Consider the following 21,635-nt stretch of genomic DNA (forward strand, 5'->3'; position numbering starts at 1 on the left):
CTAGGGTCAAAACCTAATCAGCTTGACCCTGGGAGGGCCGCCCGCTTTCGACCCATTGCGGACGGTCAGGTTGAGTGTGGAAGCAGAATTGCGGCCTTGTCATGGACGTTGCAACTCAGGAAACTTTTCGGTGACCAAATTTACTTGCCCAGCCTCCGATTGAAGCTCCGATCCAAAGAGAAGCATAAAGTAGGCAAGAGCTTATCAAGAATATGATATGCCCTGCATTGCCAGAAAATCCATTCTTGTCTATAGCCTTAGTAAATATTATTGCTGCTAATATGATTAAAAATAAACTCAGCGGCGATTTTAACCCTAATCTTGGTCGCTGCTTACCTTTACGATAGCCAACGGCGAAACCAAATATTAGCAACAAAAGCGCGACATATGGAATTAGATACAGTAACATGACAGATACCCAATCGGGACGATCACTGGCTAACCGTAGCATTTGAGCGTCCGCTCGCCACCCTTCTCGGACATCATCACGGCCAAGCTGATTGAGTTCAGACCCTAGCCCTGGTGGTCACGCGAGACGGTCTCCGAGGGGTGCTCGTGCTGAACCGCCGCCACGCGGACGGGCGGCACCTGCCCCACGCCACGGATGTCGCCGCCGATTTCGACGTGCTGGAGCTGCGCGAAGCCCACCTCGTGCCGAGCCGGGCGATCACGGATCTCGCCTTCGGGCGGGTCACGGCGGCGGCCGCCTTCCCCGCCCTCCATCTCGGCGATGGCAGCGCCTATCTGTGCGGCCGCGACGAGGCGGGGCGGGCGACGACCTTCGACATCGGGAGCGGTGTCGCCAGCGCAGTCGATCCCGCCTACCTGCCCCACTCCACGCGCTGGCGCGTCATGGTCCCGGAGGCCGGCGGCCTCGCAACTGTGTTCGAGGCGGGACCCGCCTGAGACCGGCGTCGCCGCCGGGACGGATCAGCGCAGGAAGGTCGGTGCCACCCACCAGCCCGGATGGGCGGCACGCAGCGCGGAGGCCGCCCGCACGGCGGCGCGCCGGTCGGAGAACAGCGCGAACACCGTCGCCCCCGAACCCGACATCCGCGCGAGGCTGCAGCCACAGTCACGCAGCGCCGCCAGCGCGACGCCGATCACCGGAGCCACCGTGAGGGCCGGCGCCTCCAGGTCGTTCCGGGCCGGAACGAGCGCCGCCACGAGGGCGTCGCCGCCGAGATCTTCGGAGATGCCGGGATGCGGCGCGCCGTCGAGCCTCTGCCCGACCGCGAGGCCGAGCGCCTTGAACACCGGGGCGGTCGGCACCGGAACGCCGGGGTTTACCAGCACGGCCGAGAGCGGTGCCAGGCCGAGCGCCGGGCCGATGGTCTCGCCGGCACCGCGCATCATACGGGCCCGCGGATCGAGGCAGACCGGCACATCGGCCCCCGTCTCGCGTGCGGTGGCCACGACGGCCGCGTGGTCGAGCGGTAGCGCGTTGAGGCGCGCCAGCAGCCTCAGGGCCGCGGCGGCATCCGAGGAGCCGCCGCCGATGCCGGCGGCGACTGGTAGGCGCTTGACGAGATGGAAGGCCCCCGTCCGCAGGGACGGCACCCGCGCCGCGAGCCCCCGGGCGGCGCGCAGGACGAGGTTGTCGTCTGTCGGGCCAGCCGGGCCGGCGGTCGGGCCGCTGACCGCGAGGCCGAGCGGGGCTGCGGGGTTCAGGGTCAGCCGGTCGGCAACGCCCGCGAAGGCCACCAGGCTCTCCAACTCGTGGTAGCCGTCGCCAGCCCGCCGCCCGAGAACGTGGAGCGTGAGATTCACCTTGGCGGGGGCACGGTCTGCGAGCAGGGGCACGGGATCTCGGACGGGTCGGGCGTGAACGGGCTTGACGCTCTACAGGCTCGCGCCTTGTAACAACAGCTCAGCTCAAATCCCCATGCGGCCGGTACGGCAGGGCGTCGCCGACCCGGATCGCACCCAGATCCTCGGCGAGTTCCGCCAGCCCGTCGCTCGCCGACAGGCCCGACATGGCGCCTGCCGGCGCCGGCACCGCCTCCGGCACGCCGTCGGCGCCCGCGCGGAGGCAGACGGGCAGGTATTCGCGCCGGCCCGCACGCTTCTCCCGGGCGAAGCCGCTGCGCACGGTCAGCGCCGGCATCGCATCGCGTGCGCCGGAGAGGTGCAGCACCAGGGGGTAGAGCACCGCGAGCGCGGTCACGTAGGCGGCGGCCGGGTTGCCCGGCAGGCCGGCGAAGGGCGTGCCCGCCACATCCCCCAGGGCCACCGGCCGGCCCGGCTTGATCGCCAGCCGCCAGAAGGTGAGCGCGCCCGACGCCTCAACGGCGGCGCGGACGTGATCCTCCTCGCCCACCGAGACGCCCCCGGAGGTGAGGATCAGGTCGTGCTCCGCGGCCGCCGCCTCGAGGCGCTGTCGCAGGGGACCGGGCGCGTCGCGCAGGATGCCGAGGTCGGCCGGCTCGGCGCCGAGCCGCCGCAGCAGCGCCGCCAGCATGGGTCTGTTGGCGTCGTAGATTCCGGCGGGCGGCAGGGGGCATCCGGGCGCCGTCAGCTCGTCGCCGGTGGAGAACAGCGCCACCCTGAGGGGCGTGCGCAGTCGCAGGTCCGGCAAGCCGAGCGCGGCCGCCAGGGCGAGGTGCCGGGGGCCCAGCCGCGTGCCGGCCCGGATCGCGAGGCTGCCGCGCGCCACGTCCTCGCCGGCCCGGCGGCGATTGGCTCCTCGCGCGAGGCCGGCCGGCACGACGACGGCGTCGCCCGCGACCCGGACGTCCTCCTGCATCGCTACGGTATCGGTGCCCGGCGGCATCGGCGCCCCGGTGAAGATCCGAACGGCGTAGCCCGGCCCCGGATCGGCCGGCGCGTGACCGGCCGGTACGCGGCCGCCAAGCGGCAGGAGCGTCTCGCCGGCTCGGGGGAGATCGCCCGCCCCAAGGGCGTAGCCGTCGACCGCCGCATTGTCGAACGGCGGCAGATCGACCGGCGCGATCAGGTCCTGCGCCAGGATGCGCCCGTCCGCGCGCTCGAGGGGGACCGTCTCGATCCCGGATAGGACCGGCAGCCGCGCGCGCAGCAGCGCCACCGCGTCGGCGACCCGCATCGGTGCGGGCGCGGCGTCAAAACAGTCGCGGCTCAGGCGGCCCATTGCGGCGCGGTGTCGGTCGGGGGCAGGGGGCGGGTCGGCACGGGCGCCTCGCGGGGCTATGGCTCGCCGGCTTGCGGCATCGGGGCCGTGTGATCAAGCCCCGGGCCGTGGCCTCGGCCGGTACGATCCGCTACGCTCCCCGTCGCCATGCCTGCCGCCGACGAGCTTCCGTGCCAGCGACACCTGTTCGAGGTGCCGGCGGATGTCAGCTATCTCGACGCCGCGGCATGGTCGCCCTTGCCGCGTGCCGTCCGGATGGCCGGCGAGGCCGGAATCCTGGCCAAGACTCGTCCCTGGACGCATCCCCGCGCGGCGTTTGCCGCCCGGGCCGAGCGAGCCCGTGCGGCCGCGGCCACGCTGATCGGAGCGACTACGGACGATTTCGCGATCGTCGGCTCGGTGAGCCACGCGATGGCGACGGCCGCCCGCAACCTCGCCCCGGAGCCGGGTGGGCGCCTGCTGCGGGTGGCTGACGAGTTCCCGTCCCTCCGCTACGCCTTCGACCGGCTGGCGGCTGCCCGCGGTCTCGCCGTGGAGGAGGTCGCCCGCCCCGCGGACGGCGACTGGACCGCGGCGCTGCTGGCGGCGATCGCGCGCCCAGGCGCCCCGCCGCTCGCCCTCGCGACCCTGACGCCCCTGCACTGGACCGACGGTCTCCTGATCGACCTCGACCGTCTGGCGCCCGCGGTGCACGCAGCCGGCGCCGACCTGGTGATCGACGCGACGCAGGCGGTGGGCGCCGTGCCGGTGGATGTCGGCCGGTGGCGGCCCGATTTCCTCGCCTTCCCCACCTACAAATGGGCACTCGGTCCCTACGGCCTCGCCTTTCTGTATGCAGCGCCCGACCGGCAGGACGGCGTGCCGATCGAGGAAAATCTTGGAAACCGGTCGCCGACGTCCGGGGGGCGGCGCTACGACCGGGGCGAGTTGAAAGATCCCGTAGCCCTGTCGATGGCGGCGACCGGCCTGGAACTGATCGCCGGCTGGGGCATGCCGGCGGTGTCCGCGAGGCTCCGCGGGCTCACCGACCGACTGGCCGAGGGGGTCAGCGCGCTGGGCCTCGCGGTCGCGCCGCGGCCCCTGCGGACACCCCACATCCTCGGGCTGCGCGCACCCGGCGGCCTGCCTGTCGGCCTCGTGGAGCGCCTGGAGCGAGAGCACGTTTTCGTGAGCGAGCGGTCGGGAGCGCTGCGGCTGAGTCCACACGTCTGGGCGAACGAGGTCGACGTCGCGCGCTGTCTCGCCTCTCTGGCGGGCGCGTTCGACGGTCTTGCCGCACACGGTACGGAAACAGGTCGCGGATAGTTTCGGAAGTCGTGGCCGGACCAATGCGGATGGCGTGGCGGCCGCCCTGCCTAGATGACGCGGCGGAAGCGCGGCCATTTCATCCGGAAGGACGCCGCCCGCAACATTATGCCGAATTATGCCGAGATTCATGCCGCGACCCGGTGAGACCCTTTGCGCACCGGCGACCGGCCGCAGCCTGCGGTTGCCCGCTTCGGTGCGTGCCGCCCTGTCCGGACGGTTTGCCGTGATCCTGTCCGGCGAGCTGATCCAGAGCCTGTTCCACTTCGTGCTGAACATCCTGCTGGTGCGCGCGCTCGGCGCGCACGATTACGGGCTGTTCGCCATCGTGTTCACGGTCGGCGCCGTCAGCATCACCTATATCCGCGCCCTTGTGGCGATCCCGGCGACGCTTCACCTCGCCCGCAGCCTCGGCCGGCCGGCCGCCCTCGGCTACGACGTGATGTTCGGCTCCGGGGCGGCGTTGGTCTCCGGTCTGATGGCGCTCGCCACCGGCGCGGCGCTCGTACCGGTGATGGGCCTCGGCGCCTTGGCGGCCGGGGCCTTCGTGGCACTCTACGGCTTCCGCAGCTACCTGCGGATCGTGCTGCTCGCCCGTGGGCGGCCGCAGATCGCGGGCTTGAGCGACCTCGTCTACGCCGTCTGCGGCGCCCTGTTCGTCTGGAGCGGGCTGAACGGCGAGGGCACGGCGCTCCTCGAGCGGGCCTTTCTCGCCATCGCGCTGGCCCATGCGATCGCCATCGCGGTGGCCTACGGGGCGTTGCGCCAGCGGCTGCGCCTCTCGCTCCATGCCCGCGCGCGGGCGCGCTACAGGGCGATCTGGCGGACCCTGGCGTGGTCGCTCGCGGGCGTCACCAGCCTCACCGTGCAGGGACAGGGCCTGACGCTGCTGTTCGCCCTCATAGCGGGCCCGGCCGCCTATGCGCCGATCGCCGCGACGCTCGTGCTGTACGCACCGCTACGCATCCCCACGAACGCGCTGATGAACATGGTCCTGCCGGAGATCAGCGGATTGCTGGCCGCCGGGCAGGTTCACGCAGTCCGTCGGCTCGTGGTGCGCTACGCCCTGCTGATCGGCTGCGCCTGCCTCGCCTACGGGGTGGTGATGGCGATGACCCTGCCGCTGATCGAGCAGATGCTGTTCAAGGGGCGGTTCGCGGACGAGCGCATGGGCTTGATCGGGCTCGGCGTCTGGGCGGTGGTGACCGTGTCGCTGCTCTACGCGATCCCGCGCGCCTACCTTGAGGCGTCCGCGGCCTTCCGGACGATCACCGCCGGGGCGGTGGCGAGCGCCGCGCTGGGCTTCGCCATCATGGTGCCGCTCCTGCTGCTGCTGCCGCCGGCCACCGCGCTCCTCGGCCTGCTCACCTCCGAGGCCGCCACGCTCGCATGGTCGGTGGGCGCGTTCCGGGTTCGAACGCGGGCACCGCGCATCCCGTGAGCGGCCGGTAAGGGCTTCGTCCGACGAGGCTGCTGCGCACCGGCGCCACCCCGCGCATTCCGATGCCGAACCGGCATCCGCGGCCTTGAGCATCGCGCCAGCGCCTCAGGCCGCTGCCTCGGCGGGCATCGGCTCCGCGGTCGCGGGCTTGCCGAACCGCTGCCGCCACGCGTGTCGAGTGCGGTCGACCAGATGCGCTGCAGCGCCCTGAGGCGTGCGTGCGCCCATCATCGAGGTCAAGGTCAGGTTCTGAGTGCCGAATCGGCCCTTGAACCCCTCGTCGCCGCAGAGGAAGTCTACCGTGTGCAGCCCGTGGTCGATCGACCACATGATGTAGTCCATCATCAGCACCATCCCGGGCGAGCCGCGCTCGAAGGCCGGATCGTAGGTTGTGACGAAGGCCATCATCGTGCCGGCCTGGACGAAGTTGATCGACACCGCCACGACTGCATCGCCGCATTCGAGCACAAAGGCGTGCAGCAGCCCCGACTCGGCCAGCACCCGCACCATGGCCGGGAGGGCGCCCGAACCCTCGTCGTAGAATGCCGTGGAGGGCAGGTCGTGGGTCGCGAGCCAGGCCCGCTTGAAGGCGGTCAGCCTGTCGAGCACCGGCCCGAGCGGCTCTTCGGGGCCGAGCAGGCGGAAGGTCAGCGGCCCGCGCTCGCCGATGAACTTCTGGCCGCGGCGGTAGTTCTGGCGGGTCTTCTTCGACTGTGCATCGAACCAAGCCTGCCCGGTCGGCCAGGGTCCGCGCACGCGCCAGTTCGCCTCGTCGCGGTGGTTCGGGCGCAGCCGGACGCCCCCGGTCGAGGCGTCGAGCAGCGCCCGCGCTGCAGCGTCGGGCAGGAGCCGGTTGAGGTAGGCGAGATCGAAGCCGCCGACTCGGCCGGTATGGTGCCACATCCGCTGCAGGAGCCCCGCGTCGGCGCGGTCCGCGAGCAGCGCGTCGCCGAAATCGGAGCAGTCCTTGGCGGCCCATTCCAGAACGCGGAAGCCCCGGCGGCGCACGGTGGCGAGCGGCAGCACGCCGACGAGCCTGTCAGCCCGCCACGCCAGCACGATCGCCAGCGCCCGGCGGTCGCGGTCGGAGGCGCTCGCCCACCAAGCGGAGATCCAGGCATGGCTCTGGAACACGAGCGCGCCGCTCCGCGCCCAAAGGGCGGTCCAGGCCGGTCCGACGGCCGCGAGCCTCTCGGCCGTGCGGATCGTCTCGAAGTGCTCGGGAGCCATGGTCAGGCGCCCGACCGCGGCTGCGCTGGGAGGCCGCGCAGGCGGCGCATCTGCCGCATCATTCGCCGGCCCATCTTCCTGAGGGGTAGCAGATAGAGGCCCGAGAGGGATTGGTAGTCGGCCACATCCCGGTCGACGAGTCCGAACTTGAAGTCCTCGTTCGGTTCCGGGACGTGGAGGGTGCCGAAAAACCGATCCCAGAACGAGAACAGCAGGCCGAAATTTTTGTCGTAGTGCTGCGGTGCCGTCGAGTGGTGGAGCTGGTGCCAGTGCGGGCAGAGGATGACCGCATTGAGACGTCCGAACGAGATCTTGAAATGCGTATGGCGGACGAAATCCATCATCAAGATATTGCGCATGATGTAGACGTTGATCCCGAATACGGTCAGCTCGACCGGGTTGAGCGCCAGCAGGCTCCAGATCCCGAAGCAGATCCCGGGGATTACCCCGTCCCAGGCCCGGTTCATCAGTTCGTCGAGCGGATGCACCCGGTCCTTGGTGATGCCGACCATCACCTCAGCCGAGTGGTGGACCTTGTGGAGTTCCCACAGGAACGGATAGCGGTGCTGGGCCGTGTGATAGAGGTAATAGGACAGGTCGTAGGCGAGCAGCATGGTGACGGTGAACATCACCACGGTCAGCGGCCCGGGTGCGCCGAGGATCGGCTGGTCGATGCCGAGGATCGCGCCGAACCCCCGGTTGGTCGCGTAGCCCACCGCCACCACGAACGTCACCCCGGCGGGGATCAGCAGGAACGGCATGATCGCTTTGCGGGTGACGTAGAACAGCAGGTCCGCCCGCGCGGACGGGTGCGTGATCACCTCGTGCGGTAGCGCGAACTCAAAGAATTCCGCGAGCGAATATCGCTCCGCCGTGCGCAGATAGGCGATCAGCGCGCAGCCGAACGCGGTCGCGAACAGCAGTCCGGCGGCGATCAGGTTTTCGGCCGAGACCTTCTCGGTGATGCGCTGGATGAAGTCGACGACTTCCATGAAGAGGCGTTTCCCTTCGCCGGACCGGCCCGCTCGGCGAATTCGGGGCGCCCGGTGCTTACCCTGCGGCGCGTGCAGCTCACCGGCTCCATTCGAACCGCTTGCGCCGTAACCGGATCGCCTGGCGAGCACTATCCCGGAACTGTGCTTACCGAGTTTTGATGCGACGGTGATTGTCCACCGAAGATTGAACGCGGGCGTCTGCCGCCGCGTCGGTCCCGACGATGCTCTCCTCGCGGACGTACCACTGAAAGGGTCTTGTCCGGCGCTCGGTCATGCCGCGGGGTGTGTGGGCTGCGTCGCCGCCACCGCCGGCTCCGCGCCCCGGGCGTGCCGCAGCGTCGCCCACACCATGCCTTCGATACCCTCTGCGGCCGAGGCCTCCGAGAACAGGTTCTCGTAGCGCTCCCGCGCCGCCTCGCCGAAGCCGCGCCAGCGGGCGGGATCCGTGGCGATGCGCGCGAGCGCAGCCGCGATCGGCTGCGGGCTGCCCGGCGGCACCACCCATCCCGTCTTTCCATCCTCCACCACTTCGGGCAGGCCGCCGATGCGGGTCACAAGTGGCGGCACGCCGAAGGACATCGCCTCGATCGCCACCCGGCCGAGCGATTCGGGCCGCTGCGAGGGCATCGTCGCCACGTCGGCCCAGCGGTAGAGCGCGGCCGGGTCGTCGACGAACGGCTGGAGGCTGACCTGCTCCGACAGGCCGGCCTCGGCGATCTGCGCCGCCAGGGCCTCCTCCCGCGCCGCGTCCTCGAAGGCGCTGCCGACGATCCGCAGCTCGATCCGCCGGCGGACTGTGTCCGGCAGGGAGGCCAGCGCCTCGACCAATACGTCCTGCCCCTTGATCCGGCTGATCCGGCCGAGCATCAGCACGCGCAGCGGGCGCGTCCCGTCGTAAACCTGCCGGTTCGGCTCGGCCGGCCCGGCGATGCCGTTGTAGACGACGCGGGTTGCGGCGGCGCCCGCCGGCAGCGCGTAGGCCGCCTCAGTGGCGCGCGAGTTGAACACGACGTTGGCGCCGCTCCAGCGGATCAGCCAGCGCAGAACCTTCAGCACGGACCCTTCCGGGATCTCATGGACGTGCACGATGCTGCGTCCCGGCAGAAGCCGGGCGGCCAGAAGATAGTCGGCCACCACCGTGGTGTTGACGTAGACAAGGTCGCTCGCGCGGATGCGCGCGTACGCGCGAGCGACCGCGAAAGGCAGTGCCATCAGGCCCAAGGTGGCGAGCCGCGCCAGGTTCTTGCGCCGCAGGATCCACAGCGGCTCGATCACGATGCGGTTTGCGAAAGGCTCCAGAACCGCGACGATCGGGCCGTGCTGCGGCAGGACGACGTCGATCCGCGCCGTCGGATGGGCGGCCCGGATGGTGCGCACCGTCTCGACGAAGCAGCGATCCGAGCCGTACAGTTCGAAGCCCTGGTGCACGCAGGTGATGCGCGCGACGGGCACGCTGCTCCGGGCCGGCCGGAACGCCTCGTGCGCCGACCTTTCCGGCTCTTCCGCAGTCGAAGACATGCAGCGTATCGAATTATCCACCATAATCTGATAATCTGTCATGTACCGTCAGCCTTTGTGCGCGTGATCTAATCGCCTGCTCGGTAATCGAAACCGTTTACAATACGAGCTGCCGACAGGGAAGAAAGAACCATGGTCGACCTTGCGCCCGCGTTACTTATTCTTGGGACGCGGGGGATTCCGGCTGCTCACGGCGGCTTCGAGACTTTCGCGGAACGCCTCGCGCTGTATCTGGCCGGCCGCGGCTGGCGCGTCGGCGTCTACTGCCAGGAGGAGGTCGAACGGGTGCGCAACCGGGTCTCGTCCCGGATGTGGAACGGCGTTGAGCTGATCACCGTGGAGGTGGCCCTGCGCGGTCCGGCCGCGACGCTCGCCTTCGATGCCTTGTGCGTCCGCGACGCGGCGGCCCGCGGCGGCGTCTGCCTCGTGCTCGGCTACAATGGCGCGGCGTTCCTGCCTTACCTGCGCGCGCGCGGCGGACGGATCCTCACCAACATGGACGGGATCGAGTGGCGGCGGCCGAAATGGTCGATGCCGGTCCGGGCGTACTTCTACGTGAGCGAGTGGATCGCCGCCTGGTCGTCGCAGCGCCTGGTCGCTGACCATCCGGCCATCGCCGACCATCTCGCCCGGCGCCGTCCGAGGCGTGCCATCGCGACGATCCCGTACGGGGGCGACCCGCCGCCGGCGGATCCGGCCCCGCCGCCGCTGGGCCTGGAGCCCGGCCGCTACCTCGTGTCGATCGCCCGGATCGAGCCCGACAACAACATTCTGACGATCGTCGAGGCGTTCTCGCGCCGGCCCAGGGGCATGCGCCTCGTGGTGCTCGGGACGTTGAGCGTCTCCAATCCCTATCACCGCGCCGTGGAAGATGCCGCAGGGCCGGAGGTGCTCCTCCCCGGCGCGCTTTACGAAGCGGAGCGCGTGCAGGCTCTGCGCGTGCACGCGCGCGCCTATCTCCACGGTCACACGGTGGGCGGCACAAACCCGTCGCTCGTGGAGGCCCTGTGGGCCGGCAACGCGGTGATCGCCCACGATAACCCGTTCAACCGCGGCACTGCAGGGGACGGCCAATTCTACTTCACCGACAGCGCCTCGTGCGCGTCCGCGATCGAGAGGGTGCTGGCGGACGACAACGCGGTCGCCGCCGCCCGGAAGGCCGCGCGGGCCCGCGCCGAGAGCTTCCGCTGGGACGACGTGCTGGCGGCCTACGAGGCCGAGGCGCGCCGCGTCGGCGGCTACCCGCCGCTGCCGCCCCGGGCGACGATCGGCTCCCCGGACTCTGTCACGGTCGGTAACGAATGGTGAGCGCGAACCGACGCGGGTTTCTGGCGCGCGGCCTCGCCCTGGCGGGTGCGGGCGCGTTGCCGGTGCGGGCCGATCCTGGGCCGCTGCCCCTGCGCCGCGGCATCGCCCTCTGGCCGTGGTTCTCGCTGACCACCGAGTTCCCGGCGCCGCGGACGGACTACGCGTGGCCGCCTTTCCAGTCCGACCGCCCGTTGCCGACCCGGGACGACCTCCGCCGCCTGGCCGCGCTGGGCTTCGACTTCGCGCGGCTTCCCCTCGATCCCGGGCCGTTCGTGGCCTTCACGGGCGCGCGGCGGGCCGAGCTTTTCCGCGCCTTGTCGGCCGCGATCGACGATGTGCTGGGGGCCGGACTGCGCGTGCTCGTCAACGTCCAAGCGAACGCCGCCACACACCACTACACGCCGGACGCTTTCTACGATTCGGACCGGGCGCCGATGCTGTCGGTCTATCGCGACCTCGTCGCCGAACTCGCCCGGCTGTGCGTCCGGAAGGGCATCGACCGGGTTGCACTGGAACCGGTCAACGAACCGCCCCAGGCCTGCGGGTCCGGCGCGTGGGACCGGGTGCAGGCGGGGCTGCTCACCGCGGCCCGGGCGGCGGCGCCGTCCCTGACCCTGGTAGCGACGGGGGCCTGCGGCAGCCTCGTCGCCGGGCTGACGGCCCTGGACCCGGCGCCGCTCGCGCGGTTCGCGCCGCTGCTCTACACCTTCCACTTCTACGAGCCGTATCTGTTCTCCCATCAGGGCGCGACCTGGCTCACCGAGGAGCCGTTCTATCGCTGGCTCAATGCCGTGCCCTGGCCGGGCGCGCGCGGGCGCCTGCCCGAAACCCTCGTCGCGGTACGGGCCCGCATGGCGGCCGACCGCACGGTCCCGCAGGCGGAGAAGGCCCGCGACCTCGCGGTGATCGAGGCGAAGCTGCGTGACTATGCCGAGGCCGAGCCCGGACCCGCCTATCTGGCGAAGGAAATGGCTCCGGTCTCGACCTGGGCCGATCTCTACGGGATCCCGGCCCGCCACGTCCTGATGGGTGAGTTCGGTGCCCTGCGCACCGACGCGCGCTACACGGCTTCGAAAGCGCCCGACCGAGCAGCCTATCTCCGCGATGTGCGGCAGGCGGCGGAGCAGGCGGGCTTCGCGTGGTCGTTCTGGAACCTGTTCGACGGGCTCGGGCTGATGGACGAGGCCCACGCCGTCGATCCCGCGCTGGTCGCCGCGCTCGGGCTCGCGGCGCGGCCGTGACCTGCGGTCAGGGCCGGTCGCGGGCGGCGTTCGGCGGGAACAGAACGATCAGCATGAGGGCGAATTTCGCCAGCATCGTGGTCTTCCCGGCCAGGCCCTCGAAGGTGTTGACCAGGATCACGAACGCCAGGATTGGCAGCCAGACCCCGCGCCGGCATCCACGCGCGATCTCGGCGAGGTAGAGCCCCACCGCCACGACCAGCAGCGCCGTCACCAGGATTCCGTGGTAGAGCACGTCCGAGACGATCGAGTTCTCGATGCCCCATTCCAGGCCGTAGATCCGACGCAGCGTGCTGACTTGGAGGAGGTCGGGGGCGAGCAGCAATTGCCGGAACGGGATCGCGTCGAAGATCGCCAGCATGTCGACCCGGGCCTGAGCGCTGCCGCCGTCGGAAACGAACCGGCTCAGCAGGGTATCGAAGAATCCCACGGCCGACAGGACGGCCACGACCACCGGCAGCATTGTCAGCACGAAGCACGCGCAGGCCGCCCCGACGAGGGGGATCCGGTTGCTGCGCAGGGTTCGGTTGAGGGCGAAGAGCCCGACCAAGCCTCCGAGCGCGAGGGTCGTCACCGTGGCCGACCGGCCGCCGAACGTGACCAGGGCTACGAGTTGCAGGGCAATCATCCCGGCGCGGATCGCTGGCGTCAGCCGGCCGCCGCCCTTGGCCAGGGCCAGGATGTAGCAGGCGGTCATGGTGGCGTTGGCGAGCGGGTGGCCCTGGAGCGCGGCCGAACGGGTGTCGGTCTCGAACGCCATGCCGTCAAAGCGGAACGGGAAGAAGCGCTGGCCGCTGGCGAACTCGAACAGGCCGAGCAGGGCGTTGGCGAGCATGACGAGGTGGAAGACCGTCTCGATCTGCCCCAGGGTCGCCGCATCGCGATCCATCAGCAGGATCGGGATCACGCCGGCCAGCACGAAGGTGTCGATCGAACCCGCCAGCCCCGTGCCGCCGCGGGCCGCAATGAGCATGAGGAGCAGCACCCCGCAGACCGCCAGCAGCACGCAGGCCGGCCGGCGGTTCAGGGCCTGCGCCACCGGGATCACGGGATTGCCGGCGCGCAGCAGGATCCAGCCGACCAGCGCCACCGCCATGTAGGTTGCCGGATGGATCTTCGAGGGGGCCGAGCCGCTGATCCCGTCGTAGTTGAGGCCGAGCGCCCAGAGCAGGCCCCCCGAGACTCCGACGAGGACCAGCGTCAGCAGCACGAAGGCCAGGGTTTCCACCCGCGCGAGGCCGCGCAGCGCCGCTGCGGGCCGCGCGCGCGACCGCCGCCGATGCGCGAAGCCGGCCGGCCGAGCGGCTCTCACGCGCTGCGCCTGTCGAGCAGCAGAGATCCGGAGACTGGGCGACCCAGGGCCTCGGAGGTGTCGACGAGGTCGATCAGGTCGCGCTGGCGCGTGGCGCCATTGCAGACGACCACCAGCAGCCGGTCCGCCGCTGCGGCGATCGGGCCGAGCCGCAGGTTCTCGGACAGCACGCCGCCGTCGACGATCACAAGCTCGAACCGGCCCTTCACGCCGGCGATGAAACGCTCGATGTTGGCGGGGGTCAACGCATCGCGGATCGGCTTGTGGGTATCGCCGAGCCCGATTCGGCGTGCGCCCGTCTTCGGATCGACCTGCGTGACGGTGTTCAGGCTCTGCTCGCCGCGCAGCACGTCGAGGAGGCCGCCGCTGCCCGAGCCGTCGGCGCGCAGGTCCGCGTCCACCAGGAGCACCCGGTCGCCGCGCGCCACAGCCACCGATGCGAGCAGGCCGATCACGGCCCGGCGCTGGGCCTCGTCCGCCTCGCCCGATGTCACCAGCAGCGCCAGCGAGCGTCCGCGCACGCCCTCGGTCGCCGCGAGATGGTCGAGGGTGAAGCGCGCCGCCGCCGTGCTGGCGCCCCCCGGCCGAAGGCCCGGGATCACCGCGACCACCGGGGCGTTCGACAGGCGCTCGAGCTGGCGCGGCGACAGCACCGTCGGCTCGAGATATTCCCGCGTCAGCGCGAGGCCGGCGCCGAGCCCGAGGCCGCCGGCCAGAGCGGCGGCGACCAGGATCAGCCGCGGCGGCCAGCTCGGATCCTGCGGCGGGCGGGCCGCCGTGATGATCCGCGCGTTGGAGCTATCGATGCTGCTCTGCTCCCTGATTTCGCGGGCCCGGACCAGGAACGTGTTGTAGACCGTGCGGGCAGCCTCGACCTCCCGCTCCAGCTCGCGCAACTGCACCGATGACTGGGCGGTCACGGTCGATTGCCGCTGGAGCCGCTCCAGCTCGGCCGCCAGCGTCCGCTCGTTCGCCTGGGCACGCTGGTATTCGGTCTCGGCGGCTCCGGCGATGCGGTTCAGCTCGGCGTCGATCAAGCGGCGGACGTCCTGCATCTGGGTGCGGACGGCGGCGATGTAGGGGTGGCGCTCGCCGAGGTTGGTGCGCAGGTCCGCTTCCTTTGCGGCGAGCTCAGCGTATTGGCCGCGCAGCCGGTCGATCGCCGAGGACTGGACGGCTTCCGGCATCGACCCGGACCCGATCGCCTGGCCGCGCGCGTCCCTGACGCCCTGCAGGCGCGCCCTGGCTTCGGCCGTCCGGGCGCGGGCGGCCACTAGCCGGGCGTTCGAGTCGGTGAGTTGCTGCTCGTTCACGAGCCGGCCGCTGGAGGCGATCAGGCCGTTGCGTGCCTTGTAGTCCTCGAGCTTCTTGTCGGCGGCGTTGACGCCGTTGCGCAACTCGTCCAACCGCCCGCGCAGGTCGCCCGCGGCGCGTTTGGCGGCGTCGGAGCGTGCCTCCGTCTGGTCCACCAGGTAGGCGTTCGCGATGGCGTTGACGATGCGCGCCGACAGGTCCGGGTCCACCGTGGTGACGACCACGTCGATCACGAACACCTTGTCGGCGCGCTTGACCGCCAGTTTGCGCCGCAACTGGTCGAGCGCTTGCCCGCGCCGGTCGATGCGCCGCTCCGGCCGAGGCCCGAGCACCATCTCGCGCAGCGACCCGACGGTGCGCGCGATGAGCCCGTCCCTGGGCGCGCCGAAGCCCGGCTCGCTCTCGAGTCCGGCTTGCGTCACGGCGCGGCCCAGGACCGCGTCCGACTCGATAACCTTCACCTGGCTCTCGATCTGGGCGATGCCGCCGTCGGGAGAGAGCGCGCCGGGATTGACGTCGTTCGAGACCACCTGCCGGTCGCGCGGGTCGATCAGGATCTGCGCGGTCGCCGTGTAGAGCGACGGGGTGAGCACGGCGTAAGCCAGGACCGCGAGGCCGAGCAGAAGGGCGGTCCCCAGCACGGTACGCTTGCGCCGCCACAGGATCCGCCACAGGTCGCCGAACTCGGCGGTGGTGTCGGGCCTGGGCGGGCCCGGCCGCTCTGGATGCGCCGACTGGACCGGCGCGAGCCAGGTCGCGACAGCGATGTTATGGTCGATCTGTGCCACGATCGGTCACCAACGTCTCGATCTGGTTCGGTCCCACGCGGACTCCATGCGCTACTGCAAGAGTCGCGCAGACCGCTGACAATTCCTCAAGACTTTTGAGAGTCGCGGTCACGAGCGCCGATTACTGAGCATCTGGTAAACGCCCTGCAACAAGTTCGCGGTCAGCCGGCACAGTTATCATTCCCGTTACCAGTTCGGGAATAGGTCGGATTTGCGGCCGGCGTTCGGCGGATCAACGGGCTGAGCGGAGGCGCGCTCATCATGCATGTGCGAGTGCGTCTCGATGGCGCGAGGCCGCGCCGCTGGCAGGCGGGCCTGTTGGAACGGATCGCCGGGATGCCCGGCATTGCTGCCGTAAGCGTCGAGGCCACGCCGGGCCCGGACGCGTGGCCGACGAATGCCGAATTGCTGTTCCGGCTGGAGTCGCTGGTCCACGGCTTGCCGCGGCTCGGCTCGGCCGTTCTGTCCCCGACCGCGCTCGATGCGTGGCGTCAGGCCGGTGCGACCCTCGATACCGCCCCCGATCTGGTGCTCGACCTCTGCGGCGATGTCTCGCCAGGCCCCACGATCTGGCACTTGGCCTATGATGGACGGCTCGGAGAGGGGGCCCTGCTCGCGAGCCTGCTCGCCGGTGCGGTCCCGCAGCTTGCACTGGTCGAGGACGGGCGGATCGTGTCCGCGGGACGGCTCGGCAGCGATCTGCCGGGCATCACGGTCGCGAGCCACGACGACGCGCTCGCCCGGACCGTGACGCTGGTGATGGCGGCCTTGCGGGGCCGCATCGCCGGGCGCAGTGGCCCCGCCCATGGCGCACGGGTTACGCCGTCGACGATCCGACCAACTCTCGCCGTCGCGGCACTAAGTACCCGGGCCTTGAAAATCCTGGCCCGGACTATCGTCCACCGCCTCTACCATCTCTGCTACCGAGCACCCCATTGGCGCTGCGGCTGGCGGCGCCTCGACGGTCCGGATCTGATCGACCTCGGGCGCCATCCCGAGGCCGGCTGGAACATCCTCCCGGATGACGGCCGCCGCTTCTACGCCGACCCATTCCCGATCGCTTTCGCCGGGTCGACGCATGTCTTCGTCGAGGATTTTCCACACGAGACCGGCAAGGCGATCATCTCGGCCGTCCGCTTCGGTCCGGCCGGCCCCGAAGGACCTCCTGTCCCGGTGCTGGAGGAGCCCCATCATCTCTCCTACCCATTCGTGTTCGAGCGCGAGGGCTCCGTCTGGATGGTGCCGGAGAGTTCCGCAGCCGGCACGGTCGAGCTCTACCGTGCCACGCGCTTCCCCGGAGGCTGGGTCAAGGAGGCGACGCTGCTGTCCGGCGTCGTCGCGAGCGATGCGACCCTCCTGGAGCATGCCGGCCGCTGGTGGATTTTCGCGACCGTGCGCGATGCCGGGTCCGGAGCGCCTTCCGGGGCCGGCTCCTACCACGACACGCTCCATCTCTGGTCGGCTCCCGACTTCCGCGGGCCCTACACGCCGCATCCGGCCAATCCCGTGCTGATCGATCCCGCGACTGCCCGCCCTGCCGGGCGGATCGTCGCGCGCGGTGGGGCGTTGATCCGCCCGGTCCAGGATTGCTCCGGGGGCTACGGCCGCGCCCTGGGACTGGCGCGGATCGACCGCCTCGACCCAGAGGGATTCGCGCAGACGGTCATCGGCCGGATCGAGCCCGGCCCGGCCTGGCCCGGGAGCCGCCTCCACACCGTGAACGCGGGGGGCGGCCTCGAATTCATTGACGGCTCGGCCCGGGTATGCCGGATCCGGATGGCGGGGCGCGCCTGAGCTTTCCGGGGCGCCGCCGGCTGCGGCTGGAAACATTCCGCTCGAACGCCGCTTCTGGGGCGCATCGGAAGCTTCTGGAACTGCCCAGGTTGGGGATCTCGGGTCCGACGCCGCCTCGGCTGTCTGCCGCGTGTGCGAGGCCGGGATAGAGACGATCCCGGTCTGCGCTTATTTCAGCGGGAGGCACTGCGGCCTGCCACGGGGGGGACGCCGATGCGCTGTCGCCGGGGTGGGTCCCGGTCGACCCGATCCCGGCCATCGAATTTTAGACCGGGCCGGCCCTGGCGGGAGTGCGCGTGGATCGCTACATTGCTGCAGCGGGGCTGCAGAGTTCGTCAGGAGCACTTTCCCCGGGGCCTTATCGACTCCCCCGGGAGCTGTCCCTGGCCTCGTTCCTGGACTTGGCCAACACGGCGCCCACCTACACTGTAGGTTTCCCGGGATCGATCCTCCAACGGCTCACGTGGCTCCGCACTCGCTCACTTCCGAATCCGGCGCCGCCTCCGGCGCGGCGCACAAGGCTGAACTGCGCCGGGCAGCGCTCGCCGCCCGCGACGCCCTGGACCCGGCCGCCCGGCAGGCCGCCTCCGCTGCCATCGCGCATACGCTCCTGGCGCTGCCCGAGCTTGCCGAGGCTCGGCTGGTCGGAGCCTTCTGGCCGATCCGCAGCGAGGTCGATCCGCGACCGGCCGCCGAGGCTCTGCTCGCCCGCGGGCAAGCCGTTGCCCTGCCGCAGGTCACGCGCGAGGGCTTGGTGTTCCGGGAATGGCGGATCGGGGATAGGCTGGTCGTCAGCCGCTTCGGCCTGAGCGAGCCGGACCCGGCGCTGCCGCCGGTGGATCCCGACGCGCTGATCGTGCCGCTCGCCGCCTTCGACAGGGTTGGTCAGCGCATCGGATACGGGCGCGGCTATTATGACGGCGCGATCGCGCGCCTGTCCGGCCTGCATCCCCTGATCACCGTCGGAATCGGCTTCGCCGCGCAGGAGGTCGCTCGGGTTCCCGCCGAGCCGCATGACCGGCCACTGCAATGTGTGGTCACCGAGGCGGGCGTGATCCGTTTCGACAGGATAGTCTGATTCATGCGGCTGCTCTTTCTCGGTGACGTCGTCGGACGTCCGGGCCGGAATGTCGTCTGCGAGCAACTACCCAGGTTGCGGGAGCGGTGGCGGCTCGATTGTGTCGTGGTCAACGGCGAGAACGCGGCCGGCGGCTTCGGCATCTCCGAGGCGATCTGCGACGAGCTGATCCAGGCCGGGGCGGACGCCGTAACGCTGGGCAACCACAGCTTCGACCAGCGCGAGGCGCTGGTGTTCATCGCCCGCCAGCCGCGCTTGGTTCGGCCGGCGAACTATCCCCCAGGAACGCCCGGCCGCGGCGCCACCGTGGTGGAGACGCAGGGCGGCGCCCGCGTGCTCGTGGTCAACGTCATGGGCCGGGTCTTCCTCGACGCGATGGACGATCCCTTCACCGCGATCGAGCGCGAGATCTCCGCCTGCCCCCTTGGGGCGGCGGCGGACGCCGTGGTGGTGGACGTGCACGCGGAGGCGACCAGCGAGAAGCAGGCCTTCGGCCATTACCTCGATGGCCGCGCGAGCCTCGTGGTCGGGACCCATACCCACACGCCCACGGCCGACCACCGCATCCTGCCCGGCGGCACCGCCTACATGTCGGATGCCGGCATGTGCGGCGATTACGATTCGATCATCGGGATGCAGAAGGACGAGCCGATTCGCCGGATGATCCAGAAGACGCCGGGCTCGCGCTTCGAGGTGGCGACCGGCGAGGGAACGCTCTGCGGCGTCGCCCTGGAGATCGATGCGCGCGGTCTCGCCAAGAAGGTCGCGGCCCTCCGCCTCGGGCCGAACCTCGAGGAGTGCTGGCCGCGTTTCTGGGACTGAGGCCGCGCCGCCGAGGGCGATGCCAGGCCGGCGAGACTGCGCGCGCCGGTCCGGAGCGCTGGGGGCGTGACCCGGCCCGATACGGAAGGTTGCGGCGTGGGCGTGTCTTTCGCGAGACTTGATCGCGTCCGGGGCTGCCCCCACAGTGGCCGCGACGGATCCCGCCTGTCGGCGGCCCCCATCTTGAGACCAGGCTAGAGCGACCGATGGCGGCCCGCGATACCGGCGAAAACACAAGTCAGCCGCTGGCGCGGCCCGGGATTTATCTCGGACGCATGGTGATTTTCTTGATCCTGGTGGGCTTCCTGGCCTTCATCCTGTTCAAGCAGATCACGCCGGCCTTCCTGGCCAATCCCGGTCTTAACGGGCTCATCCTCGGGGTTCTTCTGATTGCGGTCCTGATCGCCTTCGGGCAGGTCATCCGGCTTTTCCGCGAGGCCAACTACGTCAACGCGGTCGCGGGGGGCGCCCAGGCCAGGCGGCCGCCTGCTCTTCTGGCGCCGATGGCGCCGATGATCGCCGCACGGGCCTCGGGCACGATCCTGCCGGGCACCACCGGCTATCTCGACACCATCGCGGCGCGCCTCGACGAGGGGCGCGAGATGCTGCGCTACATCGCCGGGATCCTCATCCTGCTCGGTCTGCTCGGCACGTTCTGGGGCCTGATCGATACGCTCTCGGCGGTGGGCGGGGTGATCAAGGGAATGCGCGGCGGCGGCGATGCCGGCGTGATGTTCGACGAGTTGAAATCCGGCCTTGCGGTCCCGCTCTCGGGGATCGGGCTGGCCTTCTCGGCCTCGCTGTTCGGCCTCGCCTCCTCGCTGATCACCGGCTTCCTGGAGCTTCAGGCGGGCCAAGCCCATGCGCGTTTCCACAACGAATTGCAGGACTGGCTGATGTCCGGCACGGCGGCCGCCGAGACGGCGGTCCCGGCCGCGATCCGGCCGGCCGCCGGCTCGCAGGAACTCAGGGAGGCTGTCGAGCGGCTGACCGCGGTGGTGTCCGAGGGCGGGGGCGGGCGGGCCGCGACGCTCGCCATGACAAACCTCGCCGAGGGCATCCAGGGCCTCGTCCAGCATATGCGCGCGGAGCAGCAGATGATCCGCGACTGGGTCGAGGCTCAGGCGAGCCGTGAGCGCGAGTTGAAGCAGGTGCTCGACCGGCTGGGCAGGGAGCGGGTGTAGTGGCGTCGACGGCGGCACGCTCCCGGCGCACCCTCAACGTCTGGCCGGGCTACGTCGACGCGCTGGCGACGCTGCTCCTATCGGTGGTGTTCCTGCTCACGGTGTTCGTGGTCGGGCAGTTCTTCCTGTCCCAGGAGCTGACCGGGCGGGACGCGACGCTCGCCAAGCTCAACCGCCAGATCGCCGACCTCACCGACCTGCTCGCCCTGGAACGCTCGAATCGTCGCAACCAGGAGGAGGAGGCGCGCAACCTCCGCACGACGCTGGCCGGCGTCGAGTCCGAGCGCGACCAGGCGAAGTCCCAGGCCGAGGCCGCCACCGTCAGCCAGGGCGCGGCGGGGGCGCTCGACAAGCAGCTGGAGGCCGAGCGCGGCGCGACCAAGCGGGCGCTCTCTCAGGTCGACCTGCTGAACGAGCAGATCAGCGCCATGCGTCGCCAGCTCGCGGCCCTGGAGGATGCCCTGGCGGCTTCCGAGACCCGGGATCGCGAATCGCAGGCGCGCATCGCCGAGCTCGGCAGCCGGCTGAACGTCGCGCTGGCCCAGAAGGTCCAAGAGCTGGCCCGCTATCGGTCGGACTTCTTCGGGCGCCTGCGCCAGATCCTCGGCAACCGCCCCGACATCCGCGTGGTCGGCGACCGCTTCGTCCTGCAATCCGAAGTGCTGTTCCCGGCGGGCTCCGCGACGCTGAAGCCCGAGGCCGGGCCAGAACTCGACCGGATCGCCGGCGCCATCTCCGACCTCGCCAAGCAGATCCCGGCGGATCTGCCGTGGGTCCTTCGGGTGGACGGCCACACCGATGCGCGGCCGATCAACACATCGCAGTTCCCGTCGAATTGGGCGCTGTCGGCCGCGCGCGCCATCGCGGTGGTGCAGTACCTCGCCGGCAAGAGCATCCCGCCGCAGCACCTGCTGGCCGGGGCGTTCGGTGAGTTCCAGCCCCTCGACGCCGGCACCACGGAGGATGCCTACGCCCGGAACCGCCGGATCGAGATGAAGCTTACGGAGCGGTAGCAGGCGGCAGGTTCGGCATCATCGTGTGTTCGAGGCCTGCATCGTTCGACTGCTACCTGGACTTGCCGGGTCGGCGTGCAGGTGTCTGGTTGTTAGGCTGGGTGCTCTGGTCGCCGGCAGCTCCGCATGGAGCTTCACGGCCGCCACAGCGCAAGCCCATTCGGCGATCACGGCCGTGGGCGG

General features: G+C 70.4%; 17 protein-coding genes and 1 other RNA gene. 11 read left to right on the forward strand and 7 right to left on the reverse strand.

The features are described 5' to 3' along the window. Nucleotides 1-555 precede the first annotated feature (555 nt). Nucleotides 556-906, forward strand: coding sequence for a hypothetical protein (locus Q8W67_RS20830; protein ID WP_305549554.1), 351 nt, complete (start codon nt 556-558; stop codon nt 904-906). Nucleotides 907-930: 24 nt separating this feature from the next. Here Q8W67_RS20830 and Q8W67_RS20835 read toward each other — a convergent pair whose 3' ends face one another. Together Q8W67_RS20835 and glp are read right to left on the reverse strand one after the other, a co-directional pair. Then, complete coding sequence (locus Q8W67_RS20835) at nt 931-1,803, reverse strand: 4-(cytidine 5'-diphospho)-2-C-methyl-D-erythritol kinase (protein WP_305549556.1); 873 nt, start codon at nt 1,801-1,803, stop codon at nt 931-933. A gap of 67 nt (nt 1,804-1,870) precedes the next feature. Beyond that, nucleotides 1,871-3,109: a gephyrin-like molybdotransferase Glp gene (gene glp / locus Q8W67_RS20840; protein ID WP_305549558.1), complete on the reverse strand. Its 1,239-nt coding sequence runs from the start codon at nt 3,107-3,109 to the stop codon at nt 1,871-1,873. Between the two features lie 147 nt (nt 3,110-3,256). Between glp and Q8W67_RS20845 the strand changes: the two genes are divergently transcribed. Next, complete coding sequence (locus Q8W67_RS20845) at nt 3,257-4,414, forward strand: aminotransferase class V-fold PLP-dependent enzyme (protein ID WP_305549560.1); 1,158 nt, start codon at nt 3,257-3,259, stop codon at nt 4,412-4,414. A 130-nt stretch (nt 4,415-4,544) separates the two neighbouring features. Beyond that, nucleotides 4,545-5,855: a hypothetical protein gene (locus Q8W67_RS20850; protein WP_305549562.1), complete on the forward strand. Its 1,311-nt coding sequence runs from the start codon at nt 4,545-4,547 to the stop codon at nt 5,853-5,855. A gap of 105 nt (nt 5,856-5,960) precedes the next feature. Here Q8W67_RS20850 and Q8W67_RS20855 read toward each other — a convergent pair whose 3' ends face one another. The 3 genes from Q8W67_RS20855 to Q8W67_RS20865 all read right to left on the reverse strand — a co-directional run bounded on the left by Q8W67_RS20855 (nt 5,961) and on the right by Q8W67_RS20865 (nt 9,598). Beyond that, nucleotides 5,961-7,085 carry a GNAT family N-acetyltransferase gene (locus tag Q8W67_RS20855; protein ID WP_305549564.1) on the reverse strand — a complete coding sequence of 375 codons (1,125 nt, stop codon included), beginning with the start codon at nt 7,083-7,085 and terminating at the stop codon, nt 5,961-5,963. Between the two features lie 2 nt (nt 7,086-7,087). Next, the gene (locus Q8W67_RS20860) at nt 7,088-8,077 is read right to left on the reverse strand and encodes a sterol desaturase family protein (protein WP_305549566.1); all 990 of its coding nucleotides are present in this window, start codon (nt 8,075-8,077) and stop codon (nt 7,088-7,090) included. Nucleotides 8,078-8,350: 273 nt separating this feature from the next. Next, complete coding sequence (locus Q8W67_RS20865; RefSeq protein WP_305549568.1) at nt 8,351-9,598, reverse strand: glycosyltransferase family 4 protein; 1,248 nt, start codon at nt 9,596-9,598, stop codon at nt 8,351-8,353. Nucleotides 9,599-9,730: 132 nt separating this feature from the next. Here Q8W67_RS20865 and Q8W67_RS20870 point away from each other — a divergent pair, with 132 nt between their 5' ends. Then, a complete protein-coding gene (locus tag Q8W67_RS20870) occupies nt 9,731-10,906 on the forward strand; it encodes a DUF1972 domain-containing protein (protein ID WP_305549570.1) in 1,176 nt (391 codons plus the stop codon). Next, nucleotides 10,900-12,147: a glycoside hydrolase family 5 protein gene (locus tag Q8W67_RS20875; protein ID WP_305549572.1), complete on the forward strand. Its 1,248-nt coding sequence runs from the start codon at nt 10,900-10,902 to the stop codon at nt 12,145-12,147. The genes Q8W67_RS20870 and Q8W67_RS20875 overlap by 7 nt, the downstream gene beginning before the upstream one ends. 7 nt (nt 12,148-12,154) lie before the next feature. Here Q8W67_RS20875 and Q8W67_RS20880 read toward each other — a convergent pair whose 3' ends face one another. Together Q8W67_RS20880 and Q8W67_RS20885 are read right to left on the reverse strand one after the other, a co-directional pair. Beyond that, nucleotides 12,155-13,459 carry a VpsF family polysaccharide biosynthesis protein gene (locus Q8W67_RS20880; protein ID WP_305549574.1) on the reverse strand — a complete coding sequence of 435 codons (1,305 nt, stop codon included), beginning with the start codon at nt 13,457-13,459 and terminating at the stop codon, nt 12,155-12,157. Then, nucleotides 13,456-15,561, reverse strand: a complete 2,106-nt coding sequence (locus tag Q8W67_RS20885; RefSeq protein WP_305549576.1) for an exopolysaccharide transport family protein — start codon at nt 15,559-15,561, stop codon at nt 13,456-13,458. Before Q8W67_RS20885 ends, Q8W67_RS20880 begins: the two co-directional genes overlap by 4 nt. Nucleotides 15,562-15,822: 261 nt before the next feature. On the opposite strand from Q8W67_RS20885, the gene Q8W67_RS20890 reads away from it, so the two are divergent. The 6 genes from Q8W67_RS20890 to Q8W67_RS20915 all read left to right on the forward strand — a co-directional run bounded on the left by Q8W67_RS20890 (nt 15,823) and on the right by Q8W67_RS20915 (nt 21,452). Beyond that, nucleotides 15,823-17,355, forward strand: coding sequence for a formyl transferase (locus tag Q8W67_RS20890; protein WP_305549578.1), 1,533 nt, complete (start codon nt 15,823-15,825; stop codon nt 17,353-17,355). A gap of 317 nt (nt 17,356-17,672) precedes the next feature. Then, nucleotides 17,673-17,829, forward strand: a non-coding RNA gene (ssrS, locus tag Q8W67_RS20895) — 6S RNA. Continuing rightward, nucleotides 17,819-18,433 (forward strand): 5-formyltetrahydrofolate cyclo-ligase, encoded by a 615-nt coding sequence (locus Q8W67_RS20900; protein WP_305549581.1) that lies wholly within the window; start codon nt 17,819-17,821, stop codon nt 18,431-18,433. The genes ssrS and Q8W67_RS20900 overlap by 11 nt, the downstream gene beginning before the upstream one ends. Nucleotides 18,434-18,436: 3 nt before the next feature. After that, on the forward strand, nt 18,437-19,255 hold the full coding sequence (locus tag Q8W67_RS20905) for a TIGR00282 family metallophosphoesterase (RefSeq protein ID WP_305549583.1): 819 nt from the start codon (nt 18,437-18,439) through the stop codon (nt 19,253-19,255). A 206-nt stretch (nt 19,256-19,461) separates the two neighbouring features. Continuing rightward, nucleotides 19,462-20,439 carry a MotA/TolQ/ExbB proton channel family protein gene (locus Q8W67_RS20910; protein ID WP_305549585.1) on the forward strand — a complete coding sequence of 326 codons (978 nt, stop codon included), beginning with the start codon at nt 19,462-19,464 and terminating at the stop codon, nt 20,437-20,439. Further along, nucleotides 20,439-21,452: a peptidoglycan -binding protein gene (locus Q8W67_RS20915; protein ID WP_305549587.1), complete on the forward strand. Its 1,014-nt coding sequence runs from the start codon at nt 20,439-20,441 to the stop codon at nt 21,450-21,452. The genes Q8W67_RS20910 and Q8W67_RS20915 overlap by 1 nt, the downstream gene beginning before the upstream one ends. The last annotated feature ends 183 nt before the right edge of the window (nt 21,453-21,635 follow it).

The organism is Methylobacterium sp. NEAU K (assembly GCF_030700285.1).
In the GTDB taxonomy this organism is placed as follows: domain Bacteria; phylum Pseudomonadota; class Alphaproteobacteria; order Rhizobiales; family Beijerinckiaceae; genus Methylobacterium.

Coding starts and splice junctions, on each gene's coding strand:
- Q8W67_RS20890 (WP_305549578.1), top strand. CDS start 15,823: ATGCATGTGCGAGTGCGTCTCGATGGCGCGAGGCCGCGCCGCTGGCAG.
- Q8W67_RS20855 (WP_305549564.1), bottom strand. CDS start 7,085: ATGGCTCCCGAGCACTTCGAGACGATCCGCACGGCCGAGAGGCTCGCG.
- Q8W67_RS20875 (WP_305549572.1), top strand. CDS start 10,900: ATGGTGAGCGCGAACCGACGCGGGTTTCTGGCGCGCGGCCTCGCCCTG.
- Q8W67_RS20850 (WP_305549562.1), top strand. CDS start 4,545: ATGCCGCGACCCGGTGAGACCCTTTGCGCACCGGCGACCGGCCGCAGC.
- Q8W67_RS20860 (WP_305549566.1), bottom strand. CDS start 8,077: ATGGAAGTCGTCGACTTCATCCAGCGCATCACCGAGAAGGTCTCGGCC.
- Q8W67_RS20865 (WP_305549568.1), bottom strand. CDS start 9,598: ATGTCTTCGACTGCGGAAGAGCCGGAAAGGTCGGCGCACGAGGCGTTC.
- Q8W67_RS20905 (WP_305549583.1), top strand. CDS start 18,437: ATGCGGCTGCTCTTTCTCGGTGACGTCGTCGGACGTCCGGGCCGGAAT.
- Q8W67_RS20910 (WP_305549585.1), top strand. CDS start 19,462: ATGGCGGCCCGCGATACCGGCGAAAACACAAGTCAGCCGCTGGCGCGG.
- Q8W67_RS20870 (WP_305549570.1), top strand. CDS start 9,731: ATGGTCGACCTTGCGCCCGCGTTACTTATTCTTGGGACGCGGGGGATT.
- glp (WP_305549558.1), bottom strand. CDS start 3,109: ATGGGCCGCCTGAGCCGCGACTGTTTTGACGCCGCGCCCGCACCGATG.
- Q8W67_RS20845 (WP_305549560.1), top strand. CDS start 3,257: ATGCCTGCCGCCGACGAGCTTCCGTGCCAGCGACACCTGTTCGAGGTG.